The sequence below is a fragment of the Sorangium sp. So ce1335 genome, from assembly GCF_051521615.1.
GTDB lineage: Bacteria > Myxococcota_A > Polyangia > Polyangiales > Polyangiaceae > Sorangium.
This window is the reverse complement of sequence record NZ_CP150363.1, coordinates 6,161,297-6,174,655: the sequence shown is the minus strand read 5'-3', so window position 1 is coordinate 6,174,655 and position 13,359 is coordinate 6,161,297. Positions and strand designations below refer to the sequence as shown.

Sequence of the window (13,359 nt, the reverse complement as noted above, 5' to 3'; positions counted from 1 at the left end):
GGGCGCTCGCGGCGAAGACCTACCGCGTGAACGTCACCGTGACGGGTGGCGTCGTGGCGGCGATCGGGGATCCCGCGCGATCCTTCCCCGGGGTGTACCGTCGGCTGAGCGCGCACATGCGCGCCGCGCGACCGAAACCGTGTCCGGGATCACTGACGACCTTGACCGACAGCGGGCTGCCGTCGGGCCGCACGGTGATCATCAGCACGACCTTCGCCTGGTCGATCTGGTCGACGTCGGCCTCGGGCGGGAAAGGGCAGTTCCAGTTGCTGCTGCCGATCAGGCCGGGCGGGGCCGATCGATCCGGTCCGGCGGGGGGCGGGGGCGGGACGGGATCGCCCGTGCCCTTGCCGCCGACGACGCCGCCCACCTTGGCGTTCGGGTTGAACGTGGGGGCCTTCGCCGTGCCCGCGCCGGCGACCTGACCGTAGCCGACGCCCTGCCCCTCGCCGCTCGCGATCCCGCGATCGGTCATGTCGAGGACCTCGTCCGGATCGGGCTCGCGCGTGAGGACCTTCGCCGCCTCGGCGGCGGCGGGGGGCGGATCGTACGGATCGTCCTCCTTGGGCGGCGGGGCGTTCGCCTGCGGCGGCGGCGCGACCTTGGGCTCGGGCTCGGGCTCGGGCTCCGGCGGCGGCGGCTCGGGCTCCGGCGGCTTGGGCTCCTCGACCTTCGGCGGCGTGACGTCGACCTCGTAGACCGCCCAGAGGTACTCGTGGATGCCGGCGCGCATCTGCTCGACCGCCTGCCGCATGTCGCGCATCGACCCCGAGACGATGGCCCGGGCCGACGCCGCGCTGTGGGTGGTCAGGGCCAGCGTGACCCCGAGGAAGGCGCCTACGCGCGAGGCCCGGTCGCCGAGGGCGAGCACCGCCGCCAGCGGGTCCCTCGTGCGCCGGCCGCCGCCGGCGCGGCTCGCGGCCGGGGCGGCGGGCGAGGTCGGGGGCTCGGGGGAGCCCCCAGGGTCAGCGCCGCCGCGCCTGTCCCGGCGGCGCCCGTCGTGGCGCGCCCCCGCGGCGCGATCGCTCGTGGCCTGGCTCATGACATCTCGCTCGGCGCGCTCAGGGGGCGGGGGTCGGTGTTGCCGGCGCGGGGGCGGCCGGGGGAGGCGCGGCCGGCGCGGCCGGCGCGCCCGGCGCCGCGCCGGGCTCGGGCGCGATCGGCGTCACGCCGAACGCGATCTTGGACACGCCCGCCTGCTTGAGCAGATCGAGCGCGCGGATCACCCGCCCGTGCGGGACCGTCGTGTCGGCGCGGATCACGGCGCGCAGCTCCGGGTTCTTCGCCTGGGCCTCGCGCGCGACCGGCAGGATGGCGTCCTCGGCCGCGAGCTTCTTGCCGTCGGCGAACGTGTCGCCGTTCGCGTGCAGCTCCAGCCCGAAGACGAGCTGCACCTCCTGCCCCTGCGCCGCCTTCGGCAGGTCGAGCGGGAGCGACTGCGAGACGATGATCTTCGCCGTCACCATGAAGATGATGAGGAGCACCAGGGTGATGTCGACGAGCGGCGTGACGTTGATGCCGCTGATCAGATCGTCGTCGTCGTTGCGGCTCGTGGCGGCCATCAGCGCTCCTCCTCGCCCGGGCCGCCCTTCTTGAGCTCGTCCTGCCGCGCCGCGCGCGCGGCCTTGCCGCGCGGCTCGGCCGCGACGGCGGGGGCGGCGCCGGCGAACGCGGGGTCGCTCTTGAGGTGCGCGAGCAGGACCCGCGTCAGCGCCTCGGTGTTCGCCAGCGTCGACTTGATCATGCGCTGGAAGAAGTTGTTCGCGGCGACCGCCGGGATGGCGACCGCGAGGCCGACGGCCGTCGCGACGAGCGCCTCGGCGATGCTCGACATGACCGCCTGCGGCGCCATGGCCTGCGACGCGGCCTGCGCGACCGGCGTCTTCGCCGCCTGGCCGAGCGCGTCGAAGGCGCCGACGACGCCGATGACGGTGCCGAACAGCCCGATGAACGGCGCGTTGTTGCCGAGGGTGCCCAGGTACGCGAGGCGCCGCTCCAGCTTCATGCGCTGGAGCGCCGCCGCGCCGGCCATGGCCTCCTCGGCCGCGTCGGGCCCCTGGTGCGCCACCGCGAGGCCGGCCGAGACGACCGCGGCCTCGGCCGACGGCGAGGCATCCATCCGCCGCCGCGCCGCCTCGACCGAGTCCTCGAGGGACGTCCGGAGGTCCCGCGCGAGGACGACGAGATCGTCGCGGAGCGACCAGAAGAACCAGGCGCGCTCCAGGATGATGGCGACCGAGATGACGCTGAGGCCGATCATCAACCACATGACCCACTCGGCCCCGAAGCCGACCATGATGCGCTGCAGCCACTCGACGAGGTTCATCTTCTTCCTTGGTGCCTTTCCCGATGGGTGTGGTGGGTGGGTGCCGCGCTTGCCGGGGTCTACGGGTCGGCGCCGGGCTGCCCTTCCTCGACTGCGTCCTGCTCCTCCGGAGCGGGGGCGCCCGCCGCCGCCGGCCTGCCGGTGGACGGCTGGGGGGCGGAGGCGTCGACGAGCCGAAAGACTCGCCCAAGGACGGTCGTCGCGTAGCCGCCCTTCGGTAGCACAAACGAGACGACGATTCCTTGCCCTGCGGCTGGATCTCCCGGACCCCGCGCGGGGGCGTCCCCGGCGCGCGGTTCGGCGTCGGATTCCGCGGCCGCCACCTCCAGGCCGTCGACCTCCAGCCGGAGCGGGCGCCGCGTGCCCTCCCCGGCGTGGGAGAAGGCGTCGAGCCGGCGGGGGTCGCCGATCGCCGCCGTGAGCACCTCGCGCTCCAGCGCGCCGGGGGCGCCCTCGGGCCAGCGCATCTTCCGGCCGAACATCGGGCCTGTGGGCGAGATCGCGAGCGCCGCGGCGCGCGCCTCGGCGTCCGCGAGCTCCGGGCCCTCGAGCGGAACGAGGAACAGCCCGCCGCTGTCGCGCTTCTTGGCGAGGTCGCCGGGGAGCACGGTGGTCCAGGTGCCGTCCGCCTCGCGGCGCGCGAGCACCTCGTTGAACCAGCGCGACTGGAGCGCCGAGAACAGGAGGCGCTGCTCGCGCCTGTCGCGGGGCCCGCGCTCCCGGCCCGCGATCCACGCGAGCGCGCGCTCGGGGTTGCTCCCGTCCCTCCCGAACCGCTGCGGCCCGAAGGCGTTCGGCACGCCGATGCGGCCGATCTCGACGAGGCGGCGCTCGGCGAGCGGGAGCGCGGCGGGGTCGATGCCCCGCAGCGCGATCCGGAACCGGTTGCCGACGAGGTGCCCCGGCTTGAGCTTGTGGTCGTGGCGGGCGACGGCGAGGATCTCGAGCCCGTGCAGCTCGGCCTTCTCGAGCAGGGGCGCGGGGTCGCGCGCGAGCGGGAGCTGGAACGAGGCGGTCTGCGTCGTGATCGCGTGCCGGTCCTTCATGCCGGCGAAGCCGGCGCCGCCCGGGTCGGCGCCGAGCGCCAGCGCGATCGCGCGCACCGCGTCGGGCGTCGTGCGCCCCGTCTTGCGGAAGGTGACGAACACGTGCTCGCCGCGGCCGCTCGGCGCGTAGGCGGGGAGCTCCTCGACGACGAAGTCCGCGGGCGAGGTCCGGAGCACGGCTGCGGGGAGGTCGCCGGGCGAGCCCGCGGCCGCGGGGGCCGCGACGGACGGGGCGGTGGTGGTCATGGGAGCGCCAGGGTGACCGAAATCTTCCGGGCGTCCAGCGGCGAAACGCGCTGGCGCCCGGGGCCCTGGCGATCAGAGCTCGTGCGGCATCAGGTCGCGCGGGCTCCGGAAGTACTGCAGGGGAGAGTAGGCGAGCAGGTTGGAGACGCGCGACGTGTAGATGCAGGCGTACTCCTCGACCTGATCGCCGAAGCTCGACGTCTCGTTCGCCTCCTTGAGCAGCGAGCCCCAGTAGGGGTGGAAGCGGCGGGCGATCTCGCGCTCCAGCTTGGCGACCTCGGCGTCGACGGCCCGGAGCTGGCCGCGGATGCGCTCGACGGCGCGCTTCGTGCGGCCGCGCTCGGCCTCGTAGAACGACGTCGCGTAGTCGATCTGGACCCCGGCGCCGTTCGCCTGCGCCAGCAGCGCGCTGCCGTTGCCGCCGCCGTTCGTCGTCACGCTCCCCGCGCCGTTCGCCGTCACGCTCCCCGCGCCGTTCTTCCTCTGCTGCTCCTCCTCGATCTTGCGGGTGAGGTCCTTGTAGCGCTGCTGGTAGAAGCGGAGCTGGTCCTCCAGCTCCTCGCGGCGGCCCTCGAGCATCGCGCTCTCCATGTGCTCGCGGCGGCACGACTCGTGGGCGGCGACCTCCGCCTCCATCTCCTGGATGATCATCGCCGTGCGCCACGCGCTCTCCTTCTTGGAGCGGAGGATGTCGCCGTAGATGTGATCGCCAACGTAGAGGACGCGATCGCCGGAGATGTTCAGGAACTTCTCGAAGTCGTGGAGGTTGCCCCCCTCGTAGATGGTGCCGCGCTCGAGCGGCGCCGTCGCGGGGCGGGTCTCGGCGCCGTCGCGGATGAGGAGAGGGCGGCGCTCCTGGAAGAACGCCGGCTTCTGCGCGGCGACGACGATGACGTCGAAGTAGTGGCGGAAGCTCGGGTACTCGGGCATCGCGTCCCCGATCAGGTACGTCATCATCTTCTCGGTGAACGGCCAGCGCGAGTTCGTGAGCAGGAAGAGCTTCTTGCCCGCCGAGCGGAACTTGTGGAGCGTCTGCGCCAGGTTCGGATCGCGCTGGACGAAGCGCGGCAGGTCGGAGAGGACCACGTCGAGGATGGTGCCGTCGCGGTGCGCCTCGTCGATGCACTCGCGGATGTCCGTGAACAGCCGCGCGTAGTCGAGCGGGACGCCGCGCTCCTCGAGGGCGTCGACGATGCCGGCGTAGAGCGTGGCCTCGCTGAGCGCGTACAGCGTGTCGATCCAGTGGTAGCGGGCGGTGTTCGGCCGGATCTTGCGGTGCTGGTAGAGCGACCTCAGCTCCTCCTTCGTGAGCTCCCGGAGCCCGTGGTAGCCGCGCTGGACCACCTTGAACCGGTCCATCTTGAGCACGTGGCCGAAGCGCTTGTCGATCAGCAGGCCGCGGATGGGGAAATGGATCGGGTAGCGGAGGTGCCGCAGCAGGTCCTCCGGGTAGCCGCGCGCGGCGAGCTTCGTGATGGTCCCCTGGATCGAGAGGTTGTCCATCTCGGTCTGGTTGTAGATCGCCAGGGTGTAATCCATGTCGAAGCCGACCCAGTCGATCCCCGCGAGCTTGAGGTTGCGGTTGACGAAGACGCGCCGGGTCCGCGGGATGCGCGTGGGCTCGGTCTGCGGATAAAGACCTCCGAGGGGAAGCTCGAGCTGCTCGAAGAACACGGTGGGTCGACTATGATATTCCACCCGGCGACGCGCACAACGGGCGCCGCCGTGACGAACGCGCGACGGCGCGATCTCGTCCTCCTGCGACCGCGCGCGACAGCGCACCACCAGGACCGACGGCCGGGATCCGTCACCCGTGCGGCCCGCGGTCCGCCTGGCGCGCCCGGGGACGGCGCGCCGCGCCACGCCACGGCGTGCGTTGCGGCGCGGAACTGCGCTATGGTGCGCGCCCGTGCCGTCTCGCGCGGCCGCAGCGCGGCCGACCATCCGTCAACGACGGGCACCTTGCTCGATGCTTTTTGCAGCACCTCCGCCGATCTCTCGCAAGCCCCCTGTCCAGCGCCCCACGTCGTGGTGGCTCAGCATGCTGCGCCGCCGCGCGGCGCGGATGTACGACGAAGAGCTCGACCTCTCCCGGCCGATCCCGTGGGAGAGCGAGGCCGAGCGCCAGGCGGCGATCGCCTTCTTCAACGCGGCGTTCCGCGCCGAGGAGTCGGGCCTGACACAGGCGCACGCCCTGGCGGACGAGGTGAGCGGCTGGGACCCGGAGCTCGGCGAGTGCCTGCGGCTCTACGGCGACGAGGAGGGGTGGCACCGCGAGCTGCTCACGAAGTTCCTCGCCCACATCGGCGGGGAGGTCCGCCCCATGGGCCGCGTCACCGGCACCTTCTACCGGCTGTACGGCCGCGCGAAGCGGGTCGAGACGATCGTGCTCACGAACCTCATGTTCGAGACCATCGGCTCGACGACGTACCGCCTCGCGCTGCGGGAGGCCCGGTACCCGGCCGTGCGGCAGATGCTCACGATCCTGACGCGCGACGAGTCGTTCCACGTCCCGCTGAACGTCCACTTCCTGCGCGAGGCGCTGAAGCGCAGCCCGCCCTCCAGGCGCGTCAAGCTGCGCGCCATCTACACGACGCTCTTCGCGGCGCTGCTCGGCTCCGCAGCGGCGAGCCGCCGGCGCGCGCTCGCCTTCGACAGGATCCCGTTCCGCGTGCTCGCGGGCGCCTACGCCGAGCACCTCGGGCGCCTGTTCGTCCACGAGAGCGACCTCGACTTCGCCCCGCCGGAGCTGCTGCTCCGCCTCTTCGGGCACAGCCGGCGCGCGCTCGCCTCGTCGGACGACCCCTCCGCCGTCAGCGTGCTCGCGGCGGAGGCGGCCGTCGACCGCGAGCGCGTCGTCGTGACGGCGCTCGACGGCGCGCGCGGCGCTCGCGACGCCGAACCGGGCTAGCCCGGCGGAAGGCCGCCCCGCCGCCACGGGCGACCCCGGCGCCGCCGCGGCCCGTGGTCGAGACGGCGCCGGCCCGTCGTCGGGTGCCCACGGTGAACTTTTCTTCCTTGTGTTGTCCGCAGTACACTCGCAGCTCCGGCGTCGTGGGCTCGCGCGGGGCGGGCGCCAGGTCGTCTCGGGGCGTGGATGGCAGGCAAAGAGCAGCGCCGGAGCGGGCCAGAGAGCAGCGCCGGCCCGAGGAGCAGCGAATCCGCGGAGCGCGCGCGCGCGCCGCAGGAGGTGGTGGCGCGCGCGGCGGCGCCCGCCGCGGAGGGCGCCGCCGCGGACGCGCTCGCCCAGGCGCGGCGCGAGATCCGGACGCTGCTCGGGGGGATCATCGGCATGAGCGGCCTGCTGCTCGACACCGAGCTCGACCCGGAGCAGCGCGCCTTGGCCCGCCGCATCCGGAGCAGCGGCGACGCGGCGCTCTCGATGATCGACGACCTGCTCGACGCGGGCCAGCCGGGCGGCGGGCTGCGCGTCGATCGCGCCGACTTCGACCTGCGCCGGACCGTCGAGGACGCGGCGGAGCTGCTCGGCGACCGCGCGCACGACGACCGGACCGAGCTCGTTCTCGACATCGAGCCCGACGTGCCGGGCGCCGTGCGCGGCGACGCGGCGCGGCTGCGGCAGGTCCTCCTCCACGTCGGCGCCCTCGCGATCGGCGCCGCGCGCCGGGGTGAGGTGCTGCTGCGCGCCGCGCTCGACGCGGGCGAGGACGGCGACGCGCCGGGCGCGAACGATGGCGCGCTCGAGGGCGCGGGCGTGCGGGTGCGCTTCGACGTGCGCTTCGCGGGCGGGGCCGGGGCCGCGGGCGGCGCGGCGGGCCAGGGGGCAGGGGAGCCGCAAGGCGGGGGCGCGCGGCCGGCGCCCGAGCGGGACCTCGGCGCGGGATCCAGCGTCGCCGTCGCGCGCCGCCTCGTCGGCGCGCTGGGCGGCGAGCTGCGCATGGTCGAGGAGCCGGTCGCGCGCCGCCGCCGGATCTCGTTCGCGCTGCCGTTCGAGCGCGGCGGGCGCGGCTCGGAGCGCGCGCTCATCCCGCGCATCGACCTGCCCGGCAAGCGGGTGCTGGTGGTCGACGACAGCGGCGCGGTGCGCCGCGTCGTGCGGCGGCTCGTCGAGGAGCTCGGGCTCGCGTGCAGCACCTCCGCCGACGGCGCCGCGGCCCTCGCCGCGCTGCGCGAGGCGGCCGGCGCGCGGGCGCCCTACGACATGGTGCTGATCGACCTCGAGCTCGACGGCCTGCGGCTGCTCCAGCGCATCAAGGCGGAGCCGGCGATCGCGCCCGTGCGCAGCGTCCTCATCACCTACCCCGGCAGGGAGGCGCCGAGCCGCGCGGAGGTCGACGCCGTGCTGATCAAGCCGGTCCGACGCGCGCAGCTCCACTCGATCCTGCGGCTGCTCGTGGGGCTCCCGCCCGAGCACGTGGCCGCCGGGGTGCGCGCGCACGCGCCGCGGTCGCGGCGAGGGCCGGCGGCGTCCGACGCGCGCGGCTCGTCGCGCCCGAAGGTCCTCGTCGTCGACGACAGCGCGGTGAGCCGGAAGGTGGCGGCGTTCATGATCGAGAAGCGCGGCTACCGCGTCGAGGCGGTGGGCAGCGGCCGCGAGGCCGTCGAGGCGGCGCGCCGCGGCGGCTTCGCCGCGGTCCTGATGGACTGCCGCGCGCCGTCGCCGGGCGACGACGGCCGCGCGGCGGCCGCGGAGCTCCGCCGCGCCGAGCGGCCCGACCGGCGGGCGCCGATCATCGCGATGACGGAGGACGCCGGGGGCGACGCGCGGGAGAGGTGCCTCGCGGCGGGCATGGACGACGCTGTGTCGAAGCCGCTGAAGCAGGACGAGATCGACCGCGTGCTGCGGACGTTCGGCGCGGCGTCGCGGTCCGGCGCGTACGAGGCCGTGCACCACGACGCGGCGCCGCCGAGCGTGGAGCTCGCGCCGCCGACCCTCGTCACGCCCTCGCCGCCGCCGACCACGCGCCGCGCCCACCCCCCGGCGCCGCCCGGGCCGCGCGGCGGGCTGCGCGCGGTCGAGCCCGATGTCGTCACCGAGGTGATCGAGCTCTTCCTCACGGAGGCGCCGACGCGGGTGGCCTCGATGCGCGAGGCCGCGGCGCAGGGCGCGCTCGGCCAGCTCGAGCGGCTCGCCTGGGCGCTCTACGAGAGCGCCGACAAGCTCGCGGCGCTCAACCTGAAGGAGCTCTGCGCGCGGCTGGACCGGGAGGCGCGCGCCGGGACGCTCGAGAGCGCGACCGGGGCGGTGGAGGGCATCGCTCGAGAGGTGGAGCGCGTGCAGTCCTCGCTCGCGGCGGAGCTCACGAAGCGCGGGCTCCGGTGATCGCGGCCCGCAGAGACTCCGCGTCTCGGAGGCCCGGAGTCAGAGAGCCGAGACGGAGTCGCTCCCGCCCGCGACAGCGCGAGATTCGTTATGCAGCACACAGGCGAGGCGCCGCGTGGCGCGCCTCGACGAGGGCTTTCGAATGTTCCAGCTTTTCTGGGTAGTGGCATGCCGAGCGGCCGTCCGCCGCTCCGCGCCCGGGACGTGATCGACGACTGGGCATGACACGAGGCGTTATGCCCCGGGCGCCTCCTCGAACACGCGCAGGCCGTATTTCTCGAGACACCAGAGCACACCGATGATCAGGCTGCGCTTGTCGTCGACGAACGACGGCTTCTTTCCCTCGAAGTAGTGGCCCGCGAACTGAAATCCCCATCCCGTCGCGAACATCGCGGCCGCGAGCGGGAGGCCGATGAGGGTCGCGCCCACGGGGAAGCTCGCGACGATGAGCGGTATGCCTACCTTGTGACACGCCTGGTTGCGCGGGTCCTGGTGGTCTTCCTTGTAACGGCGGAGCACCTGTGTCCATTCGGCGTTGAGGCGGAGCATGCCACCACCTTACCATGCTGCCGCCCGGCGCGGCGGGCGCAGGGCGGCAACGCAAGCCGCCCGTGCGGCGCGGACGCGCGCGTGCGTCGGAGCGCCTCCGGCGAGCGCTGGGGTTGCCGCTTCTCGGTTGCCGTTGGAAGGAATGAGGCGTAGTTGGGCAGTGTGAGCGGTCACAGAACCGGTCCCATGGCCACGACGGCTCCGCTGTCATTCAGGACAGGGGAGATCATCCAGGGCGCGCGCTCGGAGAAGCGACGCGTGCTCTTGCTCGTCTATCACCATGACGGCGTCGAGATGGCCCCGATGAGCCCCGGCGTCGGCGTCGTCGTCGGCAGGGAGCCCCCCGCCGACGTGGTGATCCGCGACCGGAGCATCTCGCGCAGGCACGCGCGCTTCACGCTCGTCGGCGGCGAGGTCGTCGTCGAGGACCTCAACTCCCGCAACGGGACGCGCATCTCGGGGCAGCGGGTCGAGAGCGGCGTTGTGAAGGCCGGCGACGAGGTGCTGCTCGGCGGCATCGTCGCGTCGGTCCACGTGCTCGCCGGCGGCGAGCTGCCGCCGTTCGGCCTCGAGGGGTCCGACGCGCTCCGCGTCGCGCTGCAGGCCGAGATCGTGCGGTCCAGGTTCTTCAGCCGCAAGTTCGCGCTCCTCGTCGTCCGCTCGCTCGGCGAGCAGGCGGGCCACCTCCGCCACTGGGGGCTCCGCGTGCGCGAGGCGCTGAGGCCGGTCGATCGCGTCGCCTTCTACAGCGCCGACACCCTCGAGATCCTGCTCCCCGAGGTCACGCCCGAGCTCGCCGAGGAGCTCGCGAGGACGATCGTCACGCGCCGCGAGGGCGAGCCCACGCTGGTGTCCGGGGTCGCCGTGTTCCCCGACGCCGCGACGACCATCGACAAGCTCATCGAGGTCAGCCACGAGGCGTCGCGGAGCGCGACCCCCGCGGAGCCCGTGCGCCTCGCGGCCCCCGAGGGCGCGCTGCTCGTCGTCGCGCCGAAGGCCGAGGGCGCCCGGCCGCCCGAGGAGGAGGGCTCCCCGGGGGCGTCGGAGAGCGCGTGGGAGGCCGACGGCCACGTCCTCGCGACGAAGAGCCCGCTCATGCGCTCGCTCGTCGAGGTGGCGCTGCGCGCCGCGCGCTCGTCGATCCCCGTGCTCCTGCGCGGCGAGACCGGCACGGGCAAGGAGGTGCTCGCGCGCTTCATCCACGACCGCAGCCCGCGCCGCGGCGAGCCGCTCATCTGCGTGAACTGCGGGGCGATCCCCGCGCTGCTCATCGAGAGCACCCTCTTCGGCCACGAGCGCGGCGCCTTCACCGGCGCGAGCCAGCAGCAGAAGGGCGTCTTCGAGGCGGCCGCCAGCGGCACGGTCCTGCTCGACGAGATCGGCGAGCTGCCCGCGGCCGCGCAGGCCGCGCTCCTGCGCGTGCTCGAGACGAAGCGGGTGACGCGCGTCGGCGCGACGAGGGAGATCGAGGTCGACGTCCGCGTGATCGCCGCGACGCACCGCGATCTCGACGCGATGTGCGAGGCGGGCACGTTCCGGCTCGACCTGCTCTACCGGCTGAACGCGATGACGCTGAACATCCCGCCGCTCCGCGCGCGCCGCGACGACATCCCGGCGCTCGCGGCGGGCTTCCTGCGCCAGGCGAACGCGGAGGACGTGAGCCGGGTCCAGTCGATCGCGCCCGAGGCGCTGGCCCTGCTGAAGAGCTACTCGTGGCCCGGCAACGTGCGCGAGCTCCGCAACGCGATCGAGCGGGCGGTGGTCATCGCCGAGGGCGAGGCGATCATGGCGCGCGATCTCCCCGAGCGCGTCCGCCTGGCGTCGACCTCCCCCAGCTCGCCCCCCGCGACCTCGCGCGCGTCCGACCACGGCATGGCCGCCGTCGTGTCCCAGCGCGCTTCCGACCCCCCGGGCGCGTCCGATCCGCGATCGTCGTCGAGCCCGATGACGGGCGGCCTCAAGACGCGCCTGGAGCAGATCGAAGCCGACCTCTTGCTCCAGGCGCTGCGCGCGTCCGACTGGAACCAGACGGAGGCGGCGCGGCGCCTGGAGCTGCCGCTCCGGACGCTCCAGCACAAGATCAAGGTCTACGGCATCAAGAAGCTCGGCTACGGCGTCGCGCGCTAGCCGGCGCGCGCCACCTCCCGGAGGCGCCCGCCAGCCGGCGACGCGCCGCCTCCCCGAGGCGCCCGCTACTGGGAGAACCCTTCCAGCATGTAGTGCGCCTCGATCCGCTTGAGCGCGAGCACCATCGCGGCGAGCCGCATCGGCAGGCGCTTGCCGAGGACGAGCCCGGTCGAGTCGTGATCGTCCGTGCGGCGCGGCCGGTCCTCGGCGATGTCGCAGATCAGGCGATAGTTGCTCTTGATGGCGCGCTCCAGCCGCGCGTTCACCTCGCCCTCGGTCCAGTGCTCCATTCGCTTGTTCTGGATCCACTCGTAGTACGAGACCGTCACGCCGCCCGCGTTGCCGATGATGTCGGGAATGACGCTGATGCCGCGCTCCGCGAGCACCTTGTCCCCCTCGGTCGTCGTCGGGCGGTTGGCGCCCTCGGCCACGAGCTTCGCCTTGAGCCGCTCGGCCACCTCGCCGGTGATCGCGTCGCCGAGCGCGGCCGGAATGCAGATCTCCGCGTCGACGCTCCAGAAATCGTCGCGCGCGATCGCCTGGGCGCCGCCGTAGCCGGCGACCGAGCGCCGGAGGTTCGCCGGGTTCTCGTTCACGTAGGCCATGAGCGCGCCGACCTCGATGCCGTTCGGGTCGTAGATCGCGCCGTCCGCGTCCTGCACCGCGACGCACCGCGCGCCCATCCGGCACAGGATCTCGGCGGCGGCGGAGCCGACGTTGCCGAAGCCCTGCACGATGAAGCGCGCCCCCGCGATCGAGAGGCCGCGCTGCGCGTACCACTCCTCGACGCAGTAGGCGAGGCCCTGCCCGGTCGCCTTGGCGCGCCCCTCGGAGCCGCCGATGCGCACGTCCTTGCCCGTGACGACGCCGCGGTGGTTGTGCCGCTCGCGCTCGCCGTCGCTGTACTGGCGGAGGAGCCACGCCATCACCTCGGCGTTCGTGCCCACGTCGGGCGCCGGGATGTCGACGTTGGGGCCGATGAGCTGCTTGAGGCGGTACATGTACCGGAGCGATATCGCCTCGAGCTCCTCCTTGCTGTGCTCGCGCGGATCCATGCGAATGCCCCCCTTGGCGCCGCCGAACGGGACATGGGCGATCGCGGTCTTCCACGTCATCTCGGCGGCGAGCGCGTTGAACAGGTCGAGCGACACGGCCTTGTGGAAGCGCAGCCCCCCCTTGTAAGGCCCCCTCGCCTGGTTGTGCTGGACCCGGTACGCCTTGAAGCGGGTGAACCCGCCGGGCTGGATCCGGTAAAGCCCCTGCTCGCCGAGGCGGATCACGCCGTCCTCCATGTGGATCGAGCCGGTCCGGAGCGCCTCGGGGCGGAGGATGAGCTTGCCGTTGAAGAGCGGGGTGATGGCGGCGCGGTTCGGGATCACCGACGCAGGCAGCCGCTCGTAGGCCGCGGCCGCCTCGCCGCGGAAGGGGACGAGGCGGTCCTGGAGCTGCGTGGTGATGTAGAAGATGTGCTCGTAGTCGGGCTGCTCGAGCTCCAGCCGGATGCGGGGCGCCAGGCCGATGAGATCGGCGGCCGTGTGGAACACCGCCATCGATTCGCCGAAGATGTTGGTCTCCGGCTCGCGCTCCAGGAGAGGGACGTCTTCCATCTCCGTATGCTGCCTCGACCGCGCGGCGGGGGTCCAACCTTTCGCGCGCGGCGCGAGCGAGCGAGCGGGCCGCCGGCCTCGCGGGAGCTGGTGCGGCTCTCCACGGAGGATCCGGCGGCCCGCCGGGTCGATCACCGCTGTTACCGGCCGACAGCGTGGCCGGCGCGCTCAGCC

10 protein-coding genes are annotated in these 13,359 nt (G+C 73.7%); 3 read left to right on the top strand and 7 right to left on the bottom strand.

Features of this window, described 5'->3' with window-relative positions:
- Positions 1–19 precede the first annotated feature (19 nt).
- The 5 genes from WMF24_RS22800 to WMF24_RS22780 form a co-directional block, all read right to left on the bottom strand.
- A complete protein-coding gene (locus tag WMF24_RS22800; RefSeq protein WP_437738543.1) occupies positions 20–1,042 on the bottom strand; it encodes an energy transducer TonB in 1,023 nt (340 codons plus the stop codon).
- A gap of 19 nt (positions 1,043–1,061) precedes the next feature.
- Positions 1,062–1,562 carry an ExbD/TolR family protein gene (locus WMF24_RS22795; protein ID WP_437738542.1) on the bottom strand — a complete coding sequence of 167 codons (501 nt, stop codon included), beginning with the start codon at positions 1,560–1,562 and terminating at the stop codon, positions 1,062–1,064.
- Positions 1,562–2,326, bottom strand: a complete 765-nt coding sequence (locus WMF24_RS22790) for a MotA/TolQ/ExbB proton channel family protein (RefSeq protein ID WP_437738541.1) — start codon at positions 2,324–2,326, stop codon at positions 1,562–1,564. Before WMF24_RS22790 ends, WMF24_RS22795 begins: the two co-directional genes overlap by 1 nt.
- A gap of 59 nt (positions 2,327–2,385) precedes the next feature.
- Positions 2,386–3,618 carry a tRNA pseudouridine(13) synthase TruD gene (truD, locus tag WMF24_RS22785; protein WP_437738540.1) on the bottom strand — a complete coding sequence of 411 codons (1,233 nt, stop codon included), beginning with the start codon at positions 3,616–3,618 and terminating at the stop codon, positions 2,386–2,388.
- Positions 3,619–3,690: 72 nt separating this feature from the next.
- Positions 3,691–5,292: an HAD-IG family 5'-nucleotidase gene (locus tag WMF24_RS22780; protein ID WP_437738539.1), complete on the bottom strand. Its 1,602-nt coding sequence runs from the start codon at positions 5,290–5,292 to the stop codon at positions 3,691–3,693.
- Positions 5,293–5,659: 367 nt separating this feature from the next.
- Here WMF24_RS22780 and WMF24_RS22775 point away from each other — a divergent pair, with 367 nt between their 5' ends.
- Positions 5,660–6,529, top strand: coding sequence for a ferritin-like domain-containing protein (locus tag WMF24_RS22775; RefSeq protein ID WP_437738538.1), 870 nt, complete (start codon positions 5,660–5,662; stop codon positions 6,527–6,529).
- Between the two features lie 186 nt (positions 6,530–6,715).
- A complete protein-coding gene (locus WMF24_RS22770; RefSeq protein WP_437738537.1) occupies positions 6,716–8,902 on the top strand; it encodes a response regulator in 2,187 nt (728 codons plus the stop codon).
- A 234-nt stretch (positions 8,903–9,136) separates the two neighbouring features.
- Here the strand turns inward: WMF24_RS22770 and WMF24_RS22765 are convergent, their stop codons facing one another.
- Positions 9,137–9,451, bottom strand: coding sequence for an Mpo1-like protein (locus tag WMF24_RS22765; RefSeq protein WP_437738536.1), 315 nt, complete (start codon positions 9,449–9,451; stop codon positions 9,137–9,139).
- Between the two features lie 186 nt (positions 9,452–9,637).
- On the opposite strand from WMF24_RS22765, the gene WMF24_RS22760 reads away from it, so the two are divergent.
- Positions 9,638–11,578 carry a sigma 54-interacting transcriptional regulator gene (locus WMF24_RS22760; protein ID WP_437738535.1) on the top strand — a complete coding sequence of 647 codons (1,941 nt, stop codon included), beginning with the start codon at positions 9,638–9,640 and terminating at the stop codon, positions 11,576–11,578.
- 65 nt (positions 11,579–11,643) lie between these two features.
- Here WMF24_RS22760 and WMF24_RS22755 read toward each other — a convergent pair whose 3' ends face one another.
- Complete coding sequence (locus WMF24_RS22755) at positions 11,644–13,185, bottom strand: Glu/Leu/Phe/Val family dehydrogenase (RefSeq protein WP_437738534.1); 1,542 nt, start codon at positions 13,183–13,185, stop codon at positions 11,644–11,646.
- Between the last annotated feature and the right edge of the window lie 174 nt (positions 13,186–13,359).

What these genes read in the sequence shown, in the direction of transcription:
- WMF24_RS22800 (WP_437738543.1), bottom strand. Translation starts at nt 1,042, where the DNA reads ATGAGCCAGGCCACGAGCGATCGCGCCGCGGGGGCGCGCCACGACGGG.
- WMF24_RS22795 (WP_437738542.1), bottom strand. Translation starts at nt 1,562, where the DNA reads ATGGCCGCCACGAGCCGCAACGACGACGACGATCTGATCAGCGGCATC.
- WMF24_RS22790 (WP_437738541.1), bottom strand. Translation starts at nt 2,326, where the DNA reads ATGAACCTCGTCGAGTGGCTGCAGCGCATCATGGTCGGCTTCGGGGCC.
- truD (WP_437738540.1), bottom strand. Translation starts at nt 3,618, where the DNA reads ATGACCACCACCGCCCCGTCCGTCGCGGCCCCCGCGGCCGCGGGCTCG.
- WMF24_RS22775 (WP_437738538.1), top strand. Translation starts at nt 5,660, where the DNA reads ATGCTGCGCCGCCGCGCGGCGCGGATGTACGACGAAGAGCTCGACCTC.
- WMF24_RS22770 (WP_437738537.1), top strand. Translation starts at nt 6,716, where the DNA reads ATGGCAGGCAAAGAGCAGCGCCGGAGCGGGCCAGAGAGCAGCGCCGGC.
- WMF24_RS22765 (WP_437738536.1), bottom strand. Translation starts at nt 9,451, where the DNA reads ATGCTCCGCCTCAACGCCGAATGGACACAGGTGCTCCGCCGTTACAAG.
- WMF24_RS22760 (WP_437738535.1), top strand. Translation starts at nt 9,638, where the DNA reads ATGGCCACGACGGCTCCGCTGTCATTCAGGACAGGGGAGATCATCCAG.
- WMF24_RS22755 (WP_437738534.1), bottom strand. Translation starts at nt 13,185, where the DNA reads ATGGAAGACGTCCCTCTCCTGGAGCGCGAGCCGGAGACCAACATCTTC.